General features: G+C 61.1%; 15 protein-coding genes. 14 read left to right on the forward strand and 1 reads right to left on the reverse strand.

Features of this window, described 5'->3' with window-relative positions; all coding sequences use genetic code 11:
- Positions 1 to 130: 130 nt before the first annotated feature.
- Together galE and HX899_RS13945 are read left to right on the forward strand one after the other, a co-directional pair.
- On the forward strand, positions 131 to 1,114 hold the full coding sequence (galE, locus tag HX899_RS13940) for a UDP-glucose 4-epimerase GalE (RefSeq protein WP_181292679.1): 984 nt from the start codon (positions 131 to 133) through the stop codon (positions 1,112 to 1,114).
- Complete coding sequence (locus HX899_RS13945; protein ID WP_181292680.1) at positions 1,092 to 2,636, forward strand: alkaline phosphatase family protein; 1,545 nt, start codon at positions 1,092 to 1,094, stop codon at positions 2,634 to 2,636. Before galE ends, HX899_RS13945 begins: the two co-directional genes overlap by 23 nt.
- Before the next feature lie 101 nt (positions 2,637 to 2,737).
- Here HX899_RS13945 and HX899_RS13950 read toward each other — a convergent pair whose 3' ends face one another.
- Positions 2,738 to 3,235, reverse strand: coding sequence for a DUF1993 family protein (locus HX899_RS13950; RefSeq protein ID WP_181292681.1), 498 nt, complete (start codon positions 3,233 to 3,235; stop codon positions 2,738 to 2,740).
- A gap of 375 nt (positions 3,236 to 3,610) precedes the next feature.
- Here HX899_RS13950 and HX899_RS13955 point away from each other — a divergent pair, with 375 nt between their 5' ends.
- From HX899_RS13955 to HX899_RS14010, 12 genes are all read left to right on the forward strand, one after another.
- Positions 3,611 to 4,540, forward strand: coding sequence for a sugar ABC transporter substrate-binding protein (locus tag HX899_RS13955; protein WP_138331927.1), 930 nt, complete (start codon positions 3,611 to 3,613; stop codon positions 4,538 to 4,540).
- Positions 4,541 to 4,609: 69 nt separating this feature from the next.
- A complete protein-coding gene (locus HX899_RS13960) occupies positions 4,610 to 6,151 on the forward strand; it encodes a sugar ABC transporter ATP-binding protein (protein ID WP_138389377.1) in 1,542 nt (513 codons plus the stop codon).
- 34 nt (positions 6,152 to 6,185) lie between these two features.
- Entirely contained in the window at positions 6,186 to 7,211 is a 1,026-nt protein-coding gene (locus HX899_RS13965) for an ABC transporter permease (protein WP_181292682.1), read from the forward strand.
- 249 nt (positions 7,212 to 7,460) lie between these two features.
- Positions 7,461 to 8,519, forward strand: coding sequence for a dipeptidase (locus tag HX899_RS13970; protein WP_029874673.1), 1,059 nt, complete (start codon positions 7,461 to 7,463; stop codon positions 8,517 to 8,519).
- Positions 8,520 to 8,556: 37 nt separating this feature from the next.
- On the forward strand, positions 8,557 to 10,200 hold the full coding sequence (locus HX899_RS13975) for an ABC transporter substrate-binding protein (RefSeq protein WP_181292683.1): 1,644 nt from the start codon (positions 8,557 to 8,559) through the stop codon (positions 10,198 to 10,200).
- 18 nt (positions 10,201 to 10,218) lie between these two features.
- The gene (locus HX899_RS13980; RefSeq protein ID WP_181292684.1) at positions 10,219 to 11,286 is read left to right on the forward strand and encodes an ABC transporter permease; all 1,068 of its coding nucleotides are present in this window, start codon (positions 10,219 to 10,221) and stop codon (positions 11,284 to 11,286) included.
- The gene (locus tag HX899_RS13985; RefSeq protein ID WP_171600263.1) at positions 11,283 to 12,218 is read left to right on the forward strand and encodes an ABC transporter permease; all 936 of its coding nucleotides are present in this window, start codon (positions 11,283 to 11,285) and stop codon (positions 12,216 to 12,218) included. Before HX899_RS13980 ends, HX899_RS13985 begins: the two co-directional genes overlap by 4 nt.
- Complete coding sequence (locus HX899_RS13990) at positions 12,215 to 13,048, forward strand: ABC transporter ATP-binding protein (protein ID WP_138331920.1); 834 nt, start codon at positions 12,215 to 12,217, stop codon at positions 13,046 to 13,048. The genes HX899_RS13985 and HX899_RS13990 overlap by 4 nt, the downstream gene beginning before the upstream one ends.
- Positions 13,045 to 13,794 (forward strand): ABC transporter ATP-binding protein, encoded by a 750-nt coding sequence (locus tag HX899_RS13995; RefSeq protein WP_181292685.1) that lies wholly within the window; start codon positions 13,045 to 13,047, stop codon positions 13,792 to 13,794. Before HX899_RS13990 ends, HX899_RS13995 begins: the two co-directional genes overlap by 4 nt.
- Before the next feature lie 162 nt (positions 13,795 to 13,956).
- Positions 13,957 to 14,145, forward strand: coding sequence for a hypothetical protein (locus HX899_RS14000; protein ID WP_020052143.1), 189 nt, complete (start codon positions 13,957 to 13,959; stop codon positions 14,143 to 14,145).
- Between the two features lie 127 nt (positions 14,146 to 14,272).
- The gene (locus tag HX899_RS14005) at positions 14,273 to 14,437 is read left to right on the forward strand and encodes a hypothetical protein (protein ID WP_003543858.1); all 165 of its coding nucleotides are present in this window, start codon (positions 14,273 to 14,275) and stop codon (positions 14,435 to 14,437) included.
- A gap of 648 nt (positions 14,438 to 15,085) precedes the next feature.
- Entirely contained in the window at positions 15,086 to 23,605 is an 8,520-nt protein-coding gene (locus HX899_RS14010) for a GH36-type glycosyl hydrolase domain-containing protein (RefSeq protein WP_181292686.1), read from the forward strand.
- Positions 23,606 to 23,655 lie beyond the last annotated feature (50 nt).

Genomic DNA, 23,655 nt, shown 5'->3' on the forward strand with positions numbered 1-23,655 from the left:
TCGCTCCCGGTCGAGCGTGGCTTCGGCATTTGACGTATTGTCCGTTGACGCCGATCGCAGTTCCTTCTTTTTATTGACGTGTATCTCGTCTAGGTTTCTCCCATCTCTCAATGAATAGTAAGGGTGGTGCATGGCAGGTGAAACGGTTCTTGTCGTCGGCGGCGCCGGCTATATCGGCTCGCATACGTGCCTCGACCTGGCGAACAAGGGCTATACGCCTGTCGTCTTCGACAATTTTTCGAACGGTCATCGCGAGTTCGTCAAATGGGGGCCGGCCGAGGAAGGCGATATTCGCGATCGCACCCGTCTGGATGAGGTGCTGGCCAAGCACAAGCCGGCGGCGATCCTGCATTTCGCGGCGCTGATCGAGGTCGGCGAATCGGTCAAGGATCCGGTTTCCTTCTACGAGAACAATGTGATCGGCACGTTGACGCTGCTTTCGGCGGCGCAGGCGGCTGATATCAACGCCTTCGTCTTCTCCTCCACCTGCGCGACCTACGGCCTGCCGCAGAGCGTGCCGCTCGACGAAACGCACCGGCAGGTGCCGATCAATCCTTACGGGCGGACGAAATATATCGTCGAGCAGGCGCTTGCCGATTACGACCAGTACAGGAGCCTGCGCTCGGTGGTGCTGCGCTATTTCAATGCAGCCGGCGCCGATTTCGAGGGCCGGATCGGCGAATGGCATCAGCCGGAAACGCATGCAATACCGCTAGCGATCGACGCGGCGCTCGGCCGCCGTCAGGGTTTCAAGGTGTTCGGCAGCGATTACGAAACACGCGACGGCACCTGTGTGCGCGACTATATCCATGTGCTCGATCTTGCCGATGCGCATGTGCGCGCCGTCGAATATTTGTTGAAGGGCGGCGATTCCGTCGCGCTCAACCTCGGCACCGGCACCGGCACGACAGTCAAGGAATTGCTCGGCGCCATCGAGGACGTGTCGAACCGGCCTTTCCCGGTCGAATATATCGGCCGTCGCGAAGGCGATTCGCATACGCTGGTCGCCAATAACGACAAGGCGCGCGACGTGCTCGGCTGGGTGCCGCAATATGATCTGTCTCAGATCATCCGCTCCGCCTGGGACTGGCATGCAAAATCCAACCAGCATTGAGAAGGCACGTCGGCCGAACATCCTGCTGATCACGGCGGATCAGTGGCGCGGCGATTGCCTGTCGGCTATCGGTCATGCCTGCGTGAAGACGCCTGGTATCGATGCGCTGGCGCGCGAAGGCACGCTCTTCCGGCGGCACTATGCCGGGGCGGCACCCTGCTCACCGGCGCGGGCCACACTTTATACCGGCCTTTACCAGATGAACCACCGCGTCTGCCGCAACGGTTCGCCGCTCGATGCCCGCTTCGACAATCTGGCGTTGGCGGCCCGGCGGGCGGGATACGACCCGACGCTGTTCGGCTACACGGATACGGCGCCCGACCCGCGCGGGATGGATGCCGGCGATCCGCATCTGACGACCTACGAAGGCGTGCTGCTGGGCTTTACGGCTCGCCAGCTTTTGCCGGAGCATGAGAAACAATGGCTCTCCTGGCTCAGGTCCCGCGGCCACGCGGATGCCATCAGCCGCGATATCCATATTCCTGTCGGTGCTGGAGCCGGAGACATTTCCGATGCGTCACCGGCCTATTCGCGCGACGAGACCCAGACGGCGTTCCTGGCCGGCGAGTTCATCCGCTGGGTGGGCGAACAGGACAGGCCGTGGTTCGCGCATGTCTCTTTCTTACGTCCGCATCCGCCATTCTCCGTGCCGGAGCCGTTCAACCGAATGTTTACGCCGGGCGAGGGACCGGCTTTTGCACGCGCGGCAAACTGCGAAGCCGAACAGGACAGTCATCCCTATCTCGCCTATGCCATGCCGCGTTCCGAAAAAGGCCACTTTATCCACGGTGCAGCGGGGCCGCTCAGCGGCTGGAACGCCGAAGATTTCGCCGCGATCCGGGCGATCTATTACGGCATGATATCAGAGGTCGATGCGCAGCTCGGCCGTATCTGGCAGGCTCTCAAGGATGCGGGCGCCTGGGACGACACGCTTATTGTCTTCACCTCTGACCACGCCGAGATGGCGGGCGATCACTGGACGCTCGGCAAGGGCGGCTTTTTCGATGGCAGCTATCATATTCCGCTTGTCATTCGCGATCCCGCAAGCAGTGCTGCGGGTGGGGTCGTCGACAAATTCACCAGCGCTGCGGATATTTTTCCGACACTTTGCCAAAGGCTCGGCATCGACGCGAAGAACGGGCTCGATGGCAGGTCGCTCATGCCGTTTGTCAGGGGTGGGAGCGGACAGGGTTGGCGGGATGCGGCATTCTGGGAATTCGATTTCCGCGACATTGCCCATGGCGATGCCGAGCAGCATTTCCGGCTGCGGTCCAACGAATGCAACCTCGCGGTAATCCGCGACGCGCGGTTCAAATACGTGCATTTTACCGCATTGCGGCCGCTGCTCTTCAATCTTCGCGACGATCCGAAGGAGCTCGACAATGTCGCGGCGGATCCGGCCTATGCGGCGATACGGCTCGACTATGCCGAGAAGCTGCTGTCGCTCCGAGCGCGCCATCTCGATCAGACGCTCGCCTATACCGAGCTGACGGAAAGAGGGCCGGTGACGCACCGGCCCTGATAGAGCATCGCCGTCTTCTTCGAATGACGGCGATACTCTCTTTCTCTTTTACGCAATTCCGGACGCAAAACCGCTGCACACTTTTGCTGGAATTGCTTTGTTCAGCCGAGATAATCGCGCTTACCGATCGGCGCACCCTGGTTGCGCAGGATGGCGTGGGCCGTCGCGACATGGAAATAGAAATTCGGCAGGGCGAAGGTGGCGATATATTCGTCACCCGGCAGCACGATACCACTCTTTCCCGGCAGGGTGATCTGGCGGGTTTGCGTGTCTTCCAATGCTTCCGCCGAGAAGCCGGCGAGATAGGCGTCGGTCTTTGCCAGGCGCTCGCGCAGCTCGTCGAACGTCTTTTCGTTGTCCTCGAACTTCGGGGCGTCGGTCGCCGTGAGGCGGGCGAGCGCAAATTTGGCGCTGTCGCTGGCGCGTTGATACTGGCCGGAGAGCGGCAGCATGTCGGGCGCCAGGCGAGCGGCGACCAATATTGCAGGATCGATATTCTTTTCCTTCGCATAGGCTTCGGCCTTGTCGAGGTAGGTTTTTAGGCTGGCGAGGCCGCGCTGGAACATCGGAACGGTGAGGCGATACATCGAAATGGACATTTGTCCTGTCTCCAAAATCTTCAAATGATTGGGTCGCGGCGAGAGGTCGAAGGCGCCTGCGGCCGTGAGCCTGCCTTCGATCCTCCCATAGATGGATGCTCGCTTGGTCTTTCACAACACGAGGAATGTGGGCGTCGGTCGTGAGGTCCCACGGCATTTCGCTCTCATCCATATCTCGTCGCCGCTAAAGATACTTGACGCCGTTCCCAGAAAATGGAATGAATATTCCGCAGAACAGATTTAACGGTTTGTTTGTTCCGTTTTGCGGAGCGCCGCGGGAGAGGTGGCGCAGGGGAATTGCGGCTTCAGAGCAAATGCCTGGAGCTCCGGCGTGAGGAGGGTGCAGCCGGGCACCGCTTTGTGGAGGAAGTGAAAATGAAAAAGTTTATCCTGGGCACTGCGATGGCGCTCGTCATGTCGACGGCCGCTCACGCGGAAACTGTCGGCGTCTCGATGGCGAAATTCGACGACAATTTCCTGACGGTTCTGCGCAACGGCATGACCGATTATGCAAAGACACTGAGCGGTGTGACGCTGCAGGTCGAAGACGCACAGAACGACGTTTCCAAGCAGCAAAGCCAGATCCAGAATTTCATCGCCTCCAAGGTCGATGCAATCGTCGTCAACCCTGTCGATACCGATGCGACCACGGCAATGTCGAAGCTCGCGGCCGATGCTGGTATTCCGCTTGTCTATGTCAACCGTGAACCGGTCAACGTCGACACGCTGCCGGACAATCAGGCCTTCGTCGCTTCCAACGAGCAGGAATCCGGCACGCTGGAAACCAAAGAAATCTGCCGCATTCTCGGTGGCAAGGGCAAGGCCGTCGTCATCATGGGCGAGCTCTCCAACCAGGCTGCGCGCATGCGGACGCAGGACATCCATGACGTCATCAAGACGGATGAGTGCAAGGGCCTGGAGATCGTCGAAGAGCAGACGGCCAACTGGGACCGCACCCAGGGCGCCGACCTGATGACCAACTGGCTCTCCAGCGGTATTGAATTCGACGCTGTGATCTCCAACAACGACGAAATGGCGATCGGCGCCATCCAGGCGCTGAAGGCGGCCGGTAAGGATATGAGCAAGGTCGTCGTCGGCGGTGTCGACGCCACGCAGGACGCGCTTGCCGCCATGCAGGCGGGCGATCTCGACGTCACGGTGTTCCAGGATGCCGCCGGCCAGGGCAAGGGCTCGCTCGATGCAGCGCTCAAGCTCGCCAAGGGCGAAAAGATCGAGAAGAAGGTCTACATTCCCTTCCAGCTCGTCACGCCTGCCAACGTCAAGGACTTCGTCAGCAAGAACTGAGGCGAACGGCACACAGGATGCGGGCTTTGCCCGCATCCTTTTCGCCTACCCGTATCCGGAGGAGATGATATGGCCGTCAGCCCGACAACCATGGCCGCCGTGCGCGCGAGCGGCGCGGTCCCGAATGCGGAATATCTCTTGAGCGCCGAGGGTGTCCGCAAGGAATTTCCTGGAGTCGTCGCACTTGACGACGTGCAGTTCCGGCTGAAGCGCGCCACCGTGCATGCGCTGATGGGCGAAAACGGCGCCGGCAAATCGACATTGATGAAGATCCTCGCCGGCATCTACACGCCGGACAAGGGCGATATTCGCCTGAAGGGGATCGAGATCCAGCTGAAATCTCCGCTCGACGCGCTGGAGAACGGCATTGCCATGATCCATCAGGAGCTGAACCTGATGCCGTTCATGACGGTCGCAGAAAATATCTGGATTCGCCGCGAACCGAAGAACCGCCTCGGTTTCATCGATCACGGCGTGATGCACCGCATGACCGAGGAATTGTTTACTCGGCTCAATATCGCCATCGATCCCGATATCGAGGTCCGGTTCCTGTCGGTCGCCAACCGGCAGATGGTCGAGATCGCCAAGGCGGTTTCCTATAATTCCGACGTGTTGATCATGGACGAGCCGACTTCGGCCCTGACGGAGCGCGAGGTCGAGCATCTTTTCCGTATCATCCGCGACCTCAAGGCCCAGGGTATCGGCATCGTCTACATCACCCACAAGATGAACGAGCTTTTCGAGATCGCCGACGAGTTCTCCGTCTTCCGCGACGGCCGATATATCGGCACGCATGCCTCGACCGACGTCACACGCGACGACATCATCCGCATGATGGTCGGGCGCGAGATCACCCAGATGTTTCCCAAGGAAGAGGTGCCGATCGGCGAGGTCGTGCTTTCCGTCAAGGATCTTTGTCTCAAGGGCGTCTTCAACAACGTCTCCTTCGAGGTCAGGGCCGGCGAAATCCTCGGCGTGGCCGGCCTGGTCGGCTCCGGCCGGTCGAATGTCGCCGAAACGCTGTTTGGCGTGACGCCGGCAAGTTCCGGCTCGATCGAGCTCTACGGCAAGCCGGCGGCCATTTCTTCGCCGACCGAGGCCATCCGCAATCGGATGGCGTTCCTGACCGAAGACCGCAAAGATACCGGCTGCCTGCTGATTCTCGATATTCTCGAGAACATGCAGATCGCCGTTCTGCAGGACAGATACGTCAGGGGCGGCTTCGTACAGCAGGGCGCAGTCGAGGCAACCTGCGAAGACATGGCAAAAAAGCTGCGCGTCAAAACGCCCAATCTGTACGAGCGGGTGGAAAATCTTTCGGGCGGCAATCAACAGAAGGTGCTGATCGGGCGCTGGCTGCTCACCAATCCGCGCATTCTCATCCTCGACGAGCCGACGCGCGGCATCGATGTCGGCGCCAAGGCGGAAATCCACCGATTGGTCACGGAAATGGCGCGAGATGGTGTGGCGGTGGTGATGATCTCGTCCGAGATGCCCGAAGTTCTCGGGATGAGCGACCGCATCATGGTCATGCACGAGGGACGCGTGACCGGTTTCCTCAATCGCGACGAAGCAACGCAGATCAAGGTGATGGAGCTGGCTGCGCAGTGATGCGTTGACGGCGATCGCCCAAGGGAGGTTTGACATGACTACCAAGGCAGCAGAGGGCGCGGCTCCGCTCGCAACCCGGCAAAGGCGGCGGCGCATACCGACGGAACTCAGCATTTTCCTCGTGCTCGTCGGTATCGCGCTCATTTACGAAGTGCTCGGCTGGATGTTCATCGGCCAAAGCTTCCTGATGAATTCGCAGCGTCTGACGATCATGATCCTGCAGGTCTCCGTCATCGGCATTATCGCCGTCGGCGTCACGCAGGTCATTATCACCGGCGGCATCGATCTTTCGTCGGGTTCGGTCGTCGGCATGACGGCGATGATCGCAACGAGCTTTGCCCAGTCCTCGACCTGGGGACGGGCCGTTTTTCCCTCGCTGACCGACCTGCCGGCTTTCGTGCCGATCGTCGTTGGTCTGCTGATCGGGGCGGCAGCCGGCCTCGCGAACGGCGCGCTCATCGCCTACACGAAGATCCCGCCGTTCATTGCCACGCTTGGCATGTTCGTTTCGGCCAGGGGCGTGGCGAAGTGGTATACGAAGGGGCAGCCGGTTTCCGGGATCACCGAGCAGTTTCATTTCATCGGAACGAAAGCCTGGCCGGTTGTCGTCTTCCTGGTGGTTGCGCTGATCTTTCATATTGCGCTGCGCTACACCCGTTATGGAAAGTTCACCTATGCCATCGGCGCGAGCCCGCAGGCCGCGCGCGTTTCCGGCATCAACATCGAGGCGCATCTCGTCAAGGTCTATGTGATTGCCGGATTGCTCGCCGGCCTTGCCGGTATCGTCACGGCGGCACGCGCTGAAACCGCACAGGCCAGCATGGGTGTCGGATATGAACTCGACGCGATCGCCGCGACCGTCATCGGCGGCACCTCGCTCACCGGCGGTGTCGGGCGCATCACCGGCACCGTCATCGGCACGATCATTCTCGGCGTCATGACCTCGGGCTTCACGTTCCTCAGGATCGACGCCTATTACCAGGAGATCGTCAAGGGCCTCATCATCGTCGCGGCTGTCGTCATCGACGTCTACAGACAGAAGAAACGCCGCAAGCACTGATTTCTGGCATGCAATGATTTTTTACGGGAGCTTCGGCTCCCGTTTCATTTTCAGCATCGACGGAATTCTGAAAAAAGAGGTGGCGAATTCCGTCAGCTTTTCTATTCTGCCGCTTCATTCGCCCTCTACAGCGCCGCGCGTCTGAAAAGACGCGCAAAGGACGCTGTAGCACTTTGAATGCTGCATAATTTTATTCTTAAATCGATTCTGATTTAAGGAATTATGCAGTAGGGCAGCGCAGGAAGACAGATGCAATTCGTATTTGATGGTCACAACGACGTTCTCCTTCGACTCTGGACACATTCAAAAGATGGCAGCGACCCGATCGCGGAATTCGCAGACGGCACGACGGTCGGCCATATCGATGCGCATCGGGCTAGAGAGGGCGGTCTTTCAGGCGGTCTCTGCGCCATCTATATTCCTTCAGGCGATCTCGTCTTCGCCGATCCGGATGCCGATGGCCGCTATATGACGCCGATGGCGGCCCCTCTCGATCCGCTGCCTTCGCTTGCCATCGCCAATGAAATGGCGGCGATCGCGCTGCGGCTCGACCAGGCCGGCGCCTGGCGGCTCTGCCGGACGGTGAAGGATATCCGCGGCGCCATGGCGGACGACATTTTCGCCGCCGTCATGCATATGGAAGGCTGCGAGGCGATCGGCGCCGATCTCTCGGCGCTGGAGGTGTTCTATGCGGCAGGGCTGCGGTCGCTCGGTCCGGTCTGGAGCCGGCACAATGTCTTCGGTCACGGCGTGCCCTTCGCCTTCCCGATGTCGCCGGATACGGCGCCCGGCCTCACCGATGCCGGCTTCGCGCTGGTCAGGGAATGCAATCGTCTCGGTATCCTGATCGATCTTGCCCATATCACCGAGAAGGGTTTCTGGGACGTGGCGAAGAAGACGGATCAGCCGCTGGTCGCCAGCCATTCCAATGCCCACGCCCTGACGCCGGTTGCGCGCAACCTGACGGACAGGCAGCTCGATGCGATCCGCGAAAGCCGCGGGCTCGTCGGCATCAATTATGCCACCGCCATGCTGCGTGCCGATGGCCGCTCGGACAGCGATACGCCGCTTGCCGACATGATCCGCCATATCGACTATCTTGTGAACCGCATCGGCATCGACTGCGTGGCGCTCGGATCGGACTTCGACGGGGCCACCATTCCCGAGGAAATCGGTGATGCAGCCGGTAATCAGAAGCTGATTGCCGCTCTCAGAGAGGTTGGCTATGCTGACGCCGACCTGGCAAAACTTGCCCGTGAAAACTGGCTTCGCATTCTGGCTCAGGCTTGGCGGGAGGACCACGCCTAAGCCTTTCGTATCCAATCAAAAAACAGGGGAACAGACCATGATGATGACCAAGCTCAACCGCAATTTCCGCATGCTTTCCGCGGGAGCTGCGCTTTCACTGCTGATGATGGCCGCACCCTCGGCCTTTGCCGAGACGCCGAAGGATACGCTGGTCGAAGGCTTCGCCATCGACGACATCATCACGATGGATCCGGGCGAGGCTTTCGAGCTTTCGACGGCCGAAATCACCACCAACAGCTACAGCCTGCTCGTCCGTCTCGACATGGACGACACATCCAAGGTGAAGGGCGATCTGGCCGAGAGCTGGAGCGTTTCCGATGACGGTCTTACCTATACGTTCAAGCTAAAGTCCGGCCTGAAATTCGCCTCCGGCAACCCGATCACCGCCGAAGATGTTGCCTGGTCGTTCGAGCGCGCCGTCAAGCTCGACAAGAGCCCGGCCTTCATCCTCACCCAATTCGGCCTGACCGGCGACAACGTCGCGGAAAAGGCCAAGGCGGCCGATGCCGGCACCTTCGTCTTCACGGTCGACAAGGCCTATGCACCGAGTTTCGTGCTCAACTGCCTGACGGCAACCGTCGCTTCCGTCGTCGACAAGAAGCTGGTGCTGGAGCATGTGAAGGCGGTGACGCCCGATGCCGACCACAAATACGACAACGACTTCGGCAATGAATGGCTGAAGACCGGCTATGCCGGCTCCGGCCCCTATAAGATGCGCGAATGGCGCGCCAACGAAGTCGTCGTGCTGGAGCGCAACGACAATTATTATGGCGACAAGGCAAAGCTCAACCGCGTCATCTACCGCTACATGAAGGAAAGCGCTGCCCAACGCCTGGCGCTCGAAGCCGGTGATATCGATATCGCCCGCAATCTCGAGCCGGGCGATATCGACGCGGTTTCGAAGAATGCCGATCTGGCGACAACGAGTGCGCCGAAGGGCACGATCTATTATGTCAGCCTGAACAACAAGAACGAGAACCTGAAGAAGCCGGAAGTCCAGGAAGCCTTCAAATATCTGGTCGATTACGATGCGATCAGCGCAACGCTGATCAAGGGTATCGGCGAGATCCATCAGACCTTCCTGCCAAAGGGTCAGCTCGGCGCACTCGACGAGAATCCCTACAAGCTCGATGTCGCCAAGGCCAAGGAACTGCTGGCCAAGGCCGGCGTACCAGACGGTTTCTCGATCACCATGGACGTGCGCAACAGCCAGCCGGTGACCGGTATCGCCGAATCCATGCAGCAGACGCTGGCGCAGGCCGGGGTGAAGATGGAAATCATCCCCGGCGACGGCAAGCAGACGCTGACCAAATATCGCGCCCGCACCCATGACATGTATATCGGCCAATGGGGTTCGGACTATTTCGACCCGAATTCCAATGCCGACACCTTTACCGCCAATCCTGACAATTCCGATGCCGGCACGGTGAAGACGCTCGCATGGCGCAACACCTGGGAAGCGCCGGAGCTCGACAAGCAAGCCAAGGCTGCACTTCTGGAACGCGACGCTGCCAAGCGCGCCGCCATATATCAGGACATCCAGAAGAAGTATCTGGCAAACAGCCCCTTCGTCTTCATCTTCCAGCAGACCGAGGTGGCCGGCTACCGCAAAAGCGTGAAGGACTTCAAGCTGGGTCCGAGCTTCGACACCAATTTCGTCGGTCCGATCGCCAAGGAATAGTCCGGCAGGATTGGTCGCTTGAGCACCGTCGAAACAACGCAGGAGGCGCGGCCCCGAAAGGGCCGTGCTAGGGCCTTTGCAAAGGCGGCAGGGCGGTTTCTGTTTGCCGCCGTCACCACCTATCTCGGCCTTCTGGCCGTCACCTTTTTCATCGGCCGCGTCGTGCCGATCGATCCCGTGCTCGCCGTCCTCGGCGACCGCGCGCCCAACCATGTCGTCGAGCGCGTACGCCAGGAAATGGGCTTCAATCTGCCGCTCTATCAGCAGTTCTTCATGTATATCAAAGGCATCCTGTCCGGTGACTTCGGCAATTCGGTGCTGACGACCAATCCTGTGATGGTCGATATCCGCCGGGTGCTGCCGGCGACAATCGAGCTCGCAACGCTCGGAACGATCATCGGCGCCGTTGTCGGCGTACCGCTCGGCGTTCTCGCCGCCGTGCGCCGCGGCAGCATTGCCGACCAGGTGGTGCGCGTCGTCGGCCTCGTCGGCTATTCGGTGCCGATCTTCTGGCTGGCGCTGATCTCGCTCGTCATCTTCTATGCGCGACTGCGCTGGGTGGCCTTTCCCGGCCGCATCGACATCGTCTTCGAATATACGTTCACGCCGATCACCGGCCTCTACCTGCTCGACAGCGCCTGGCAGGGACAATGGGACGTCTTCTATGATGTCTTCCGCCACATCATCCTGCCTGCCTCGCTGCTCGGCTATTTCTCGCTCGCCTATATCAGCCGCATGACGCGCAGCTTCATGCTGAACGAGCTTTCCCAGGAATATATCGTCGCCGCGCGGGCCAAGGGGCTTTCGGAAACGCGGGTGATCTGGGGCCATGCGCTGCGCAATGCCGCCGTGCCGCTGGTCACCGTGATTGCACTTTCCTATGCCGGCCTGCTCGAAGGATCGGTGCTGACCGAGACCGTCTTTTCCTGGCCGGGCATCGGGCTCTACATCACCAATTCGCTGCAGAACGCCGATATGAACGCCGTACTCGGCGGCACGATCGTCATCGGTACGGTCTTCATCGGCATCAACCTTCTGTCCGATCTTCTCTACCGGACGCTCGACCCGAGGACGCGAAACCGATGACGGTTCCCGCCAGCCCATCCCAGCCGATGAGCCGCCGCGAATGGCTGCTTTCCGACCGGCCGCAATCGCGCCTGCAAGCCCGCCTCGGCCGCACTTATGTCACCTGGCGGCAGTTCACGGCAAACAGGCTCGCGGTCGTCGGCCTGCTGATCATCGTGGCGCTGCTTTTCATCGCCGCCTTTGCCGATGTGCTCGCCACGCATAATCCCGTTGTCGGCGATCTGCGCAATGCTCGGCTGCTGCCGCCCGGCACGGGGGGATTCTGGCTCGGTTCGGATGATCAGGGCCGTGATATCTATTCGCGGCTGATCTACGGATCGCGATTGACGTTGCTCGTCGTCGTGCTCGTCGCCGTCATCTCCGCGCCGGTCGGCCTGATTGTCGGCACGGTCTCCGGTTATGCCGGAGGCTGGGTGGATGCGACGCTGATGCGCATCACCGATATCTTCCTCGCCTTTCCGAAGCTGGTGCTGGCGCTCGCCTTTGTCGCAGCCCTCGGTCCCGGCATCCAGAACGCGATCATCGCCATCGCCATTACATCGTGGCCGCCCTATGCTCGCATTGCGCGCGCCGAGACGCTGACGGTCCGGCGGTCGGACTATATTTCGGCGGTGAGGCTGATGGGCGCCTCGCCGCTTCGCATTATCGTGCGGCATGTCATGCCGCTCTGCATTTCCTCGCTGATCGTGCGTGTGACGCTCGACATGGCGGGCATCATCCTGACGGCGGCCGGTCTCGGTTTCCTAGGCCTGGGGGCGCAGCCGCCGCTGCCAGAATGGGGTGCGATGATCGCCTCGGGACGGCGCTTCATCCTCGATCAATGGTGGGTCGCGGCGATGCCCGGCATCGCCATCCTCATCGTCAGCCTCGGCTTCAATCTTCTCGGCGACGGCCTGCGCGACGCGCTCGATCCGAAGGAGAGCGGCCAATGACCACACTTCTAACCGTGGACAAACTCAAGGTCAGCTACCCCACGCGCACCGGCGTGATCGAGGCCGTGCGCGGCGTCTCCTTCACGCTCGGCAAGGAAAGGCTCGGCATCGTCGGCGAATCCGGTTCCGGCAAGTCGCAGACCGGACGGGCGATCATGGGCCTAACGCCGAAACACGGTATCGTCACGGCCGACAGGCTTAATTTCAACGGCATCGATCTCATCAATGCGTCTGCCGGCGAAAGGCGGAGGCTGCGCGGCAAGCGCATCGCCATGATCCTGCAGGATCCGAAATATTCGCTCGATCCCGTCATGTCGATCGGACGGCAGATCTGCGAAACGCTGCGCACGCATGAGAAGGTCGGCAAGGCGGAGGCGCGCGATCGCGCGCTCGCCATGCTGGAAGCGGTGCAGATCCGCGATCCGAAACGTGTCTTCGACCTGCATCCGCACGAGGTTTCGGGCGGCATGGGGCAGCGTGCGATGATCGCCATGATGCTGATTGCCGGGCCTGAACTGCTGATTGCCGACGAGCCGACCTCGGCGCTTGACGTGACGGTGCAACTCGATGTGCTGCGGATCATGGACAGGCTGGTGTCCGAGCGCGGCATGGGGCTGATCTTCGTCTCCCACGATCTGAGGCTGGTCTCCTCCTTCTGCGACCGCGTCATCGTCATGTATGCCGGCAAGGTCGTCGAGGAGCTGGCGGCGGCCGATCTCAAACATGCGCAGCATCCCTATACACAGGGGCTGCTGAACTGCATGCCCGAGATCGGCGCGAACCGTCATCCTTTGCCGGTGCTCGACCGCAAGCCGGAGTGGGCGGCATGAGCGCAGCTCTCGAGACCGACGATCTCAGCGTCGTTTACGACCATTTTCATGCGCTGAAGGATGTCAGCATTACTGTCGAACGCGGCGAATCCTTTGGTCTCGTCGGCGAGTCCGGCTCGGGAAAATCGACCTTGCTGCGGGCCGTTGCCGGACTTGCGCCGATCAGCGGCGGCGCGATCAACATCGACGGTGAGGCGCTGAAGGGTTCGAAGCGCAGCAAAGTCTTCTATCGACGCGTGCAAATGGTCTTCCAGGATCCTTATGGTTCGCTGCATCCGCGCCAGACGATCGATCGGCTTCTGCTCGAACCGCTTGCGATCCACGGCATCGCCGACAGCGAGAAGCGGATCGCCCGCGCGCTGGACGAGGTCGGTCTCGGCAATGGTTTCCGTTTCCGCTACCCGCATCAGCTCTCCGGCGGCCAGCGCCAGCGCGTGGCGATCGCTCGGGCGCTGATCGTGGAACCGTCGATCCTGCTGCTCGACGAGCCGACATCGGCGCTCGACGCCTCGGTGCAGGCCGAGGTGCTGAACCTGCTGGAAGAGATCCGACGCGACCGCAAGCTCACCTTCGTGATGGTCAGCCATGATCTCGGGGTCGTCACCCATATGTGTGAAAGGCTCGCCGTGATGCGCAACGGCGCCGTCGTCGAGCGGCTGAGCTCGCAAGAACTGGCGCAAGGCGCGGTTCACGAGGAATATACGAGAAATTTGATGATCGCGAGCAAGGGTTTCGTCAAAGCCTGAAAGTCAATCTTTTCAAACCGTTGAAAAGAAAAGACCGGCAGCGGTGTTAAGGATAATGCTTCCCTAAAAGACGACCATTCAGCTAGACTATTGACAGCTGCCTCGCTTCTGTCATGATCCCGTTAACGATTGTTAGCTTTCGTGATCGATGGAGGTTGATGCATGTTCTTTCTCGGTGGGATGACCATGGGTTACCTCGATCCTCCTGTTCGAGCCGATCGCCGGGAACAGATTTCGGCATCCATTCCTGCGGAAAAGGACCGTCGGCTGATCGAGACTTCCTCCAACCCGTCGCAGAACGAGAACGCCGTCGAGCGCTCGTTGATCTGGGCATGGCGCACGCTCTGCTAAAAGGGCTGGTTGAATTTTCTCTTCCGCTCGCTCTAGACGGAAATTTATCTCTACCTACTTGATAGAGAAAGTAAGAATATAAACGCGAGCCGCACAACCGGCCGCACGAGAACAACGGAGGCGACATATGGCAGATCTGGGTATTTCGCATGCTCACGTGAACCAGTATGGTTCCGTACCGACCAAGAAGCCGCTTACCACACGCCACAGGCTTCAGACGATGCTCCACGGCGCGATCTTCACTGCAGCATTCCTGTTCGTCGTAGCCATGGTTTGCGGCGTCGTCGGATAATCCGGCCTGAGCAAGCGTCGGCAGATGCCGGCGCTGCGGCGGTTTCCGCCTTTATTGAATTTCGGAACATTTAATTTGTCTCGGCATTCTCCTGGCACTCGAATGTCAAAGGGAGAATGGTCACGAGAGGCATTTTGGCATGGCGATCGGCATTCCGATCCCCATCATTCTTCCGTACTTTTTTTCACGCCATCCAAAACACGCCCGAGCGATCTTGATCTCAAACGGAAGCGGCGTGGGTCACAAGCCGTCCAAACCGCCGCCACGCATGGTCAGGCGCTCATGCGTCTTTCGTTTTTCTGAAATCGAAGAGCTCTTGCCTTGTCGGAACCAGGTGCCGGCATTTTCGTCATTTCCACCGCCCAGACAAGCTCGCCGGGCCGCGGCGCATGCCTCTTGACTTGAATTTTCCCGAGGGTGTCCAAATTTTCGACATGGCTTTCGCGCAGAGGGTATCGATGGTCTTGATCCCGTCGGGTCACGTCCTGAACAGGGCGTAGCCCGTTTGTATTGCTTGGCCCGAGTGTCGTTCACCCCGGCTTCATCGATCTTTGAAGAATAGGGCCCCGTTCATGTAGCAGTCATGATAAGCAGTGCAAAAGGCTGAGCAAAACAGCCATAACTTCGTTTGGATCCAGAACCGAACCCATGTCTATTTCTCATCTTTCTCCGAGCCTTCCGCGCGAACCCGATATGAAGCAGATCGATCACAACGGTTCGATCCGTTCGACCTATCTGTCGATCGAGGACATCAAGGCGATGGGCGATGCGGTCGCCCGCAACGGCGTCGACCAGCTGCCGGCTTTCGCCCCCTTCGATTTCTTTGCGCGCCATAAGGAAAACGAGAAGGAAATCCTGCGCGTCTACCGGACAACGGCGACCGACGTCGAGGCCGGCGAGACGATCACGCCGGCGGCAGAATGGCTGCTGGATAATCACTATATCGTCGAAGAGGCGATCCAGGAGGTGCGGCGCGACTTCCCCCGGCGCTTCTATCGCGAATTGCCGACCATGGTCGTCGGCGGCGTCGAGGTGCCGCGCACCCTCGTACTTGCCTGGCTCTATGTCGCCCATACCCACAGCACGATCTCGCAGGAAAGTCTGACGGCGCTGGTCGACGGCTTCCAGGCCAGCGAGACGCTCAGGATCGGCGAATTATGGGCGTTGCCCTCTCTCGTGCGCTACGTGCTCGTGGAAAACCTTCGCCGTATTTCGAGCCGCGTCGAAGCCAGCCGCCGGCTGCGCCGCCGCGCCAACGAGGCGGCCGACGAATTGGTGCGCCTGACCGATCCGGCCGGGGCGGCCGCCTATCTGAAGACGCTGGAACCGCTTGCCGAGGACAATACCTTCTCGACGCAGTTCCTCTATCGCTTGCGCGACGGCTCGCAGACGTCGAGCCTGGCGATCACCTGGCTTGACGAGCGGTTGGAAGAGCTCGGCCGCAACACCGAAGAGGCGACCACGGCCGAACACAGCCGGCTCTCTTCCGGCAACGTGACGATGGGCAACATCATCCGCAGCCTTCGCGAGATCGATGATGCCGAATGGTCGGTCTGGGTCGAGCAGGTCAGCCATGTCGACAAGCTGCTCTGGGAGCATTCGGATTACGGCATCCTCGATTCCGGCTCGCGCAACAAATATCGCAAGCAGATCGAGAAGCTGGCCAAGCGCTCGCCGCTGTCGGAAATGGAAATCGCCCAGCTGGCGCTCGACATGACCGATGCCGCCAAGGCCTCCGACGAGCCGCAGCCGCATGAACCGAATGTCGGCGGCTTCCTGTCGGGCGCGCAGCGGCCGAAGCTCGAGGCGCGGGCGAATTATCGCCCGACGGTCACCCAGCATTTCGTGCGCGCTGTGCGCCGGTTCAACTGGCTGGCGATTGCCGTGCCCGTCATGCTGCTGACGGTTATCGCCATGGCGATCGTCGGCAAGTTCATGGCGAATGCCGGCATGGGTGCGGTCGAAATCGTCCTGCTGCTGATCATGTTCTCGGTGCCGGCGTCGGAAGGGGCGACAGGCCTCTTCAACACCTTGCTGTCCTTCTTCGTGACGCCGGCGCGCCTCGTCGGTTACGAGTTCAAGGAAGGCATTCCGGAAGATGCGCGCACGCTGCTCGTCGTGCCCTGCCTGATCTCGAACCGCGACAGCGTCGACGACCACGTGCGCAATCTCGAGGTCCATTACCTCGCCAATCCGCGCGGCGAGATCTACTTCGCGATGCTGAGCGACTGGCCAGACAGCGACGTCGAGGAAACGCCTGCCGATCTCGAGGTTCTCGATTATGCCAGGCGCGAAATCGCCAATCTCTCCGCTCGTTATGCCTATGACGGCAAAACGCGTTTCTATCTGTTGCATCGCCGCCGCCTCTACAATCCCTCGGAAGGCGTCTGGATGGGCTGGGAACGCAAGCGCGGCAAGCTGCATGAGCTGAACATGCTTCTGCGCGGCGACCGCGACACGACCTACCTGCCGGGCGCCAATACCGTGCCGGCCAATGTGCAATATGTCATGACGCTCGATGCCGATACGCGCCTGATGCGCGATGCCGTCACCAAGCTCGTCGGCAAGCTCTATCATCCGATCAACCGCCCGGTCATCAACCCGAAAACCGGCCGCGTCGAAAGTGGCTATGGCGTGCTGCAGCCGCGTGTCACCCCGTCGCTGACGACGGGCAAGGACGCGTCGGTCTTCCAGCGCGTCTTTTCGATCAACCGCGGCCTCGATCCTTATGTCTTCACCGTTTCCGACGTCTATCAGGATCTCGCCGGCGAAGGCACCTTCACCGGCAAGGGCCTTTACCATGTCGATGCCTTCGAAGCGTCGCTGAAGGGCCGGATCGACGAGAACTCCGTGCTCAGCCACGATCTTCTCGAAGGTTCGATGGCGCGTTGCGCGCTCGTCACAGATCTCGAACTGGTGGAGGATTTCCCGATCCGCTATGAGGTGGAAACCTCGCGCCAGCATCGCTGGGCGCGTGGCGACTGGCAGCTTCTCCCCTACATGTTCAATCCGAAATACGGCGTCACGGCACTCGGCCGCTGGAAGATGTTCGACAATCTGCGCCGCTCGCTGACGCCGATCGCCTGGTTCTTCGCCTCGGTGCTCGGCTGGTATTTCATGGGGCCGCTCGGCGCGCTCATCTGGCAGATTCTGCTGATCTTCTGCCTCTTCGTCGCGCCGACACTGTCGCTCATCAACGGCATCATCCCGCGCACCAGCGATATCATTGCCCGCGCTCATCTCTATACGGTCTGGGCCGATATCACGGCCGCCAATGCGCAGGTTGCGCTGCGCATCGTCTTCATCGCCGATTCGGCTTGCATGATGGCGGATGCGATCGGCCGTTCGCTCTACCGCCTGTTCGTCAGCCGCAAGCTGATGCTGCAATGGCGGACCGCCGCCAGCGTTCAGGCCGGCGGCCAGGGCACGTTGATCTCCTACTACAAGGCGATGTGGCATGCACCGGCGCTGGCTCTGCTGGCACTCGGTTTCGCAGCCCTTCCCGGCGACAACGCCTTCCTCGTCGGCATTCCCTTCGCGCTGCTGTGGATATTATCGCCGGTTGTCGCCTGGTATGTCAGCCAGTCGGCGGAGACCGAGGACCGGCTCGAGGTTGCCGATTCCGTGTCGAGCGAACTGCGCAAGATCGCCCGGCGCACCTGGCGCTATTTCGAGACCTTCACGACGGCCGAGCAGAACTATCTGCCGCCGGACAATATCCAGGAAACGCCGCATGTGATCGTTGCGGCGCGCACCTCGCCGACCAATATCGGCGTTTATCTGCTTTCCGTCGTCTCCGGCCGGCATTTCGGCTGGTTCTCCTTCGAGGAGACGCTCGAGCGGCTGGAGCAGACGATCGCGACGATCGACAAAATGGAGAAATTCCGCGGTCACCTGTTCAACTGGTACCACACCGATACGCTGCAGACGCTTGGTCCTCGTTATGTCTCGGCCGTCGACAGCGGCAATCTCGCCGGCCATCTGATCGCCATTTCATCGGCCTGCCGCAACTGGGCCGAGGCGCCGTCCGCTCATATGCAGGGCAATCTCGACGGCGTTGGCGACACGGCCGGCATTCTCGGCGAAGTGCTGGCGGACCTGCCCGACGATCGCAAGACCGTGCGCCCGCTGCGCCGACGCCTGGAGGAGCGCATTGTCGGTTTCCAGAACGCGCTTGCCGCCGTCAAGCGCGAGCACGAATTCGCCTCCATCCGCATCATCAACCTCGCCGTTCTCGCGCGTGACATCGAGAAGCTCGCCGCCAATCTCGACCATGAGGTCAAGTCGAAGCAGAGCGAAGAGGTCACCTTGTGGGCGGCATCGCTGGTGAAGGTCTGCGAGGCGCATATTTCCGACAGCACCTTCGATCTTTCCAAGGTCGATGCGCTGAGGCCGCGGCTGGTGGCGCTGCGCGACAAGGCGCGCGATCTCGCCTTCTCGATGGATTTCGGCTTCCTGTTCCGGCCAGAGCGGCGTCTGCTGTCGATCGGCTATCGCGTCGAAAGCGGTGAACTCGACCAGGCCTGCTATGACCTTCTCGCCTCGGAATGCCGCCTGACCAGCCTCTTCGGCATCGCCAAGGGCGATCTGCCGACGGAACACTGGTACCGCCTCGGCCGTCAGGTCGTGCCTGTGGGGTCGCGCGGCGCGCTGGTTTCCTGGTCCGGCTCGATGTTCGAATATCTGATGCCGCCGCTCGTCATGCAGGAGCGCGGTGGGGGGATTCTCAACCAGACGAACAATCTGGTCGTCGTCGAGCAGATGAACTACGCCCGCAAGCTCGGTATTCCGTGGGGCATTTCGGAAGCGGCCTTCAATGCCCGCGACCATAACCTCAACTATCAGTACACGAATTTCGGCGTGCCGACGCTCGGCCTGAAGCGCGGTCTCGGCCACAACGCCGTCATCGCGCCCTACGCCTCGCTGCTCGCCGCCCAGTACGACCCGCCGGCCGCGCTGGAAAACCTGCAGAGGCTGCGCAAGGTCGGTGCACTCGGCAAGTTCGGCTTCCACGACGCCGTCGACTTCACGCCGACGCGCGTGCCGGAAGGCAAGAAATGCGCGGTGGTCTACAATTATTATGCCCACCATCACGGCATGTCGATCGCGGCGGTCGCCAACGTCGCCTTCAACGGTCATCTGCGCGAGCTCTTTCACGCCGATCCCGTCATCGAGGCGGCGGAACTGCTGCTGCAGGAAAAGGCGCCGCGCGACATTCCCGTCATGAGCGGCAAGCACGAGTCCGACACGCCGGCCAGCATCCAGGACGATCTCCTACGGCCGGAGCTCAGGAAGATCAGCGATCCGGCTTCCCGCGACCGCGAACTCGTGTTCCTGTCGAACGGTCATTATTCGGTGATGCTGACGGCGACGGGCGCCGGTTATTCCCGCTGGAACAATCTTTCCGTTTCCCGTTGGAAGCCTGATCCGACTGAAGACCGCTGGGGCAGTTTCATCTTCCTGCGCGATACCGCCACCAATGAATGGTGGTCGGCGACATCAGAGCCGAAGGGCGTCGAAGGCGAAAAGATCAAGGTCGAATTCGCCGACGAGAAGGCGCAGTTCACCAAGATGGTCGGCGACCTCACAAGCGAGGTGGAGTGCATCGTCGCGACCGAGCATGATGCCGAGGCCCGCCGCGTCACCCTGCTCAACATGGGCACGGAAGACCGTTTCATCGAGGTCACCTCCTATCTCGAACCGGTGATCACCTCCGACGATACCGACAATGCGCATCCGGCATTCGCCCGCATGTTCGTCAAGACAGAGATCGGCAAGCGCGGCGACGTCATCCGCGCCGAACGCAACAAGCGCGATCCGAACGAGCCGAACATCAGCATCGCGCATCTGATCGTCGACAATGCCGGCGACACCCGCCATACCGAATTCGAGACCGACCGGCGCAAGTTCATCGGCCGTGGCCGCAGTCTTGCCGATGCGGCGGCCTTCGATCCGGGTGCCACGCTTTCCGGCAGCGACGGCTTCATGCTTGATGCCGTGATGTCGCTGCGCCGCACCGTCCGCGTACCGGCCGGCAAGAAAGTCAGCGTGATCTTCTGGACGATTGCGGCGCCAAGCCGCGAGGAAGTCGACAAGGCGGTTAATCGCTACCGTCATCCCGATGCCTTCACCCACGAGCTCGTCCAGGCCTGGACACGCACGCAGGTGCAGATGCGCCATGTCGGCGTCACCTCCCAGCAGGCGGCGGCCTTCCAGCATCTCGGACGCTACCTCGTCTATCCCGACATGCAACTGCGCAAGGACGAGGCGACCGTCGAGGCCGGCCTGCAGTCGCAATCGGCGCTCTGGCCGCTGGCAATCTCCGGCGACTTCCCGATCTTCACGCTGCGCATCAACGACGACATGGATCTCGACATCGCCCGCGAGGCGCTGCTGGCGCAGGAATATCTGCGCTCGCGCGGCGTCACCGCCGATCTGGTGATCATGAACGAACGCGCTTCGTCCTATGCGCAGGACATGCAGCATGCGCTCGACGCCATGTGCGAGAACGTGCGCCGCATGGGCCAGGCCGACGGGTTGCGCCAGCATATCTTTGCGGTTCGCAAGGACCTGATGGAGGAAGCCACCTATCATGCGCTGATCGCGGCTTCCCGCGTCACGCTGCACACCAAGAACGGCAAGGTGGTCGACCAGATCAACCGCGCCGTCGCGTTGTTTGCCCCCTCCAAGGAGGAGTTGCAGGAGATGGAACGGGCCGAGCGCAACAAGGCCCCCGTCAAGCGTGTTGCGCCGGTGCCGCCGCCTGTCGTGCCCGCCGTCGTCATCGAGGAGGAAGGCGATCTCGACTTCTGGAACGGCATTGGCGGCTTTGCCCGCGACGGACGCGAATATGTCGTTCGGCTGCCCGGAGGTCACGCGACGCCGCAGCCCTGGATCAATGTCATTTCCAACGACAGCTTCGGCTTCCACGTGTCGGCCGAAGGCTCGGGCTTCACCTGGAGCGTCAATTCGCGCGACTATCAGCTGACCTCCTGGTCGAACGATGCAGTGGTCAACCGTTCGGGCGAGGCGTTCTATCTCACCGATCTGGACAGCGGTGTCGTCATGACGCCGTTCGCAGCGCTTTCCCGCCGGCCGGACATTCGTTTCGAAGCCCGCCACGGGCTCGGTTATTCCGTCTTCTCCAGCGTTCAGCACGATATCGCGCTGGAGCTGACACAGACGATCGACCGCGAAAAGCCGGTGAAACTGCAGCGCCTGCGCTTGCGCAATACCGGTTCGGCTAGCCGTAAGCTGCGTCTCTACGGTTATGTCGAATGGGTCCTCGGCAGCAATCCGGCCCGCACGGTGCCTTTCATCCTGTCGAGCCATGACGAGGAGACGGGGGCGCTGTTTGCCACCAATCCCTACAGCATCGATTTTTCCAACCGCACCGCCTTTTTCGCGGCGAGCGAGACGCTTTCGAGCTTCTCGGCAAGCCGGCGCGAATTCATCGGCAAGGCGGGAACGATCCAGACGCCGCAGGCCGTCACCTCCGCCGCTGCCCTTTCCGGTACGACCGATCTCGACGGTGATCCGGCCGCGGCTCTTGCGATCGACATCGAGCTCGGCGCCGGCGAGGAGCGCGACTTCACCTTCTTCCTCGGCGATACGCCGACGGAAGAAGAAGCGCGCGCCGTCATCGCCGATATCCGCAAGGCTTCGTTCGACGATGCCGTCGAGGCGAACCGTGCCTTCTGGCAAGACTTCACCGGCAGGCTGCAGATATCGACGCCGGATCGCGGGATGAACAATCTCGTCAATACCTGGCTGCCGTATCAGAGCCTCGGCTGCCGCATCATGGCGCGCACCGCCTTCTACCAGGCAAGCGGCGCCTTCGGCTTCCGCGATCAGCTGCAGGACACGCTGGCCTTCGTGTTGCACGAACCCTCGCTTGCCCGCCGGCAGATCCTGAATGCTGCTTCGCGGCAATTCCGTGAAGGCGATGTACAGCATTGGTGGCTGCCGGGAACGGGTGCCGGCGTGCGCACGCTGATCTCCGACGACGTCGTCTGGCTCAGCTATGCAATCCATCACTATTGCAGCGTTACCGGCGACAAAAACGTCCTCGACGAGGAGATCGCCTTCCTGGAAGGGCCTGCCCTGCTCGAAGGCCAGCACGACTCCTTCTACAAGCCGGAAATTTCCGAGGACAAGGCGAGCGTCTACGAACACGCGGCGCTGGCGCTCGATCTCGCCATCGCCCGCAAGGGGGAAAACGGCCTGCCGCTGTTCCTTGGCGGCGACTGGAACGACGGCATGAACCGCGTCGGCATCGGTGGGCGCGGCACCAGCGTCTGGCTCGGCTGGTTCCTGGCGGGTGCATTGCGCTCCTTCATTCCCTATGCCGAAGAGCGCGGCGACACGGTCCGGGCAGAGCGCTGGTCGGCGCATCTCACCGAGCTGAAGAAGGCGCTCGAAACAGCTGCCTGGGATGGCGGCTACTATCGCCGCGGCACGTTCGACGACGGTGCACTGCTGGGCTCCAGGGAAAGTCCGGAATGCCGGATCGATTCGATCGCGCAGTCCTGGAGCGTGCTGTCGGGCGAGGGCGATCCGGCCCGCGCCGTCACGGCAATGGAGGCCGTGCTCGATCAGCTGGTCGACGAGGATGCCCGGATCATCCGGCTGTTCACGCCACCTTTCATCAATTCCGCTAGGGATCCCGGCTATATCAAGGCCTATCCGCCGGGTGTGCGCGAAAATGGTGGGCAATATACCCATGCCGCAACCTGGGTGGTGATGGCGCTGGCGGAGCTGAAGCGAGGCGACGATGCTTTCCGCTGTTTCCAGATCCTCAATCCGATCACCCACTCGCTCGACAAGGCTTCAGCGGAGCAATACCGCGTCGAACCTTATGTCGTGGCGGCTGACGTCTACGGACATGAGCCCTATGCGTCGCGCGGCGGCTGGACCTGGTATACCGGGTCTGCCGGCTGGCTCTACCGTGCCGCCGTCGAGGGCATCCTCGGCATCCGGCTGAAGGACGGCCGGCTCTATGTGCGCCCGTCGCTCCCGTCAGAATGGGACGGTTTTGCGGCAGAGGTGGAGCAAGGCGGCGGCAAATACCGCATTTCGGTCTCAAAAGCGTCCAATGACAGCGGCTACACTCTGTCAATCAACGGCTGCGAAGTCACCGATCCCGAAGAGGGATATCCGCTCGGATAACAGCGTTCTCCACGCTGAAAAACACGGCGATTCGCGACGGCCAAAAGGGA

It is taken from the genome of Rhizobium sp. WYCCWR 11146 (assembly GCF_013591995.1).
GTDB lineage: Bacteria > Pseudomonadota > Alphaproteobacteria > Rhizobiales > Rhizobiaceae > Rhizobium > Rhizobium indicum.

Excerpts from the sequence above, each read along its gene's own strand:
- galE (WP_181292679.1), top strand. The coding sequence starts at position 131 with ATGGCAGGTGAAACGGTTCTTGTCGTCGGCGGCGCCGGCTATATCGGC.
- HX899_RS13945 (WP_181292680.1), top strand. The coding sequence starts at position 1,092 with ATGCAAAATCCAACCAGCATTGAGAAGGCACGTCGGCCGAACATCCTG.
- HX899_RS13950 (WP_181292681.1), bottom strand. The coding sequence starts at position 3,235 with ATGTCCATTTCGATGTATCGCCTCACCGTTCCGATGTTCCAGCGCGGC.
- HX899_RS13955 (WP_138331927.1), top strand. The coding sequence starts at position 3,611 with ATGAAAAAGTTTATCCTGGGCACTGCGATGGCGCTCGTCATGTCGACG.
- HX899_RS13960 (WP_138389377.1), top strand. The coding sequence starts at position 4,610 with ATGGCCGTCAGCCCGACAACCATGGCCGCCGTGCGCGCGAGCGGCGCG.
- HX899_RS13965 (WP_181292682.1), top strand. The coding sequence starts at position 6,186 with ATGACTACCAAGGCAGCAGAGGGCGCGGCTCCGCTCGCAACCCGGCAA.
- HX899_RS13970 (WP_029874673.1), top strand. The coding sequence starts at position 7,461 with ATGCAATTCGTATTTGATGGTCACAACGACGTTCTCCTTCGACTCTGG.
- HX899_RS13975 (WP_181292683.1), top strand. The coding sequence starts at position 8,557 with ATGATGATGACCAAGCTCAACCGCAATTTCCGCATGCTTTCCGCGGGA.
- HX899_RS13985 (WP_171600263.1), top strand. The coding sequence starts at position 11,283 with ATGACGGTTCCCGCCAGCCCATCCCAGCCGATGAGCCGCCGCGAATGG.
- HX899_RS13990 (WP_138331920.1), top strand. The coding sequence starts at position 12,215 with ATGACCACACTTCTAACCGTGGACAAACTCAAGGTCAGCTACCCCACG.
- HX899_RS13995 (WP_181292685.1), top strand. The coding sequence starts at position 13,045 with ATGAGCGCAGCTCTCGAGACCGACGATCTCAGCGTCGTTTACGACCAT.
- HX899_RS14000 (WP_020052143.1), top strand. The coding sequence starts at position 13,957 with ATGTTCTTTCTCGGTGGGATGACCATGGGTTACCTCGATCCTCCTGTT.
- HX899_RS14005 (WP_003543858.1), top strand. The coding sequence starts at position 14,273 with ATGGCAGATCTGGGTATTTCGCATGCTCACGTGAACCAGTATGGTTCC.
- HX899_RS14010 (WP_181292686.1), top strand. The coding sequence starts at position 15,086 with ATGTCTATTTCTCATCTTTCTCCGAGCCTTCCGCGCGAACCCGATATG.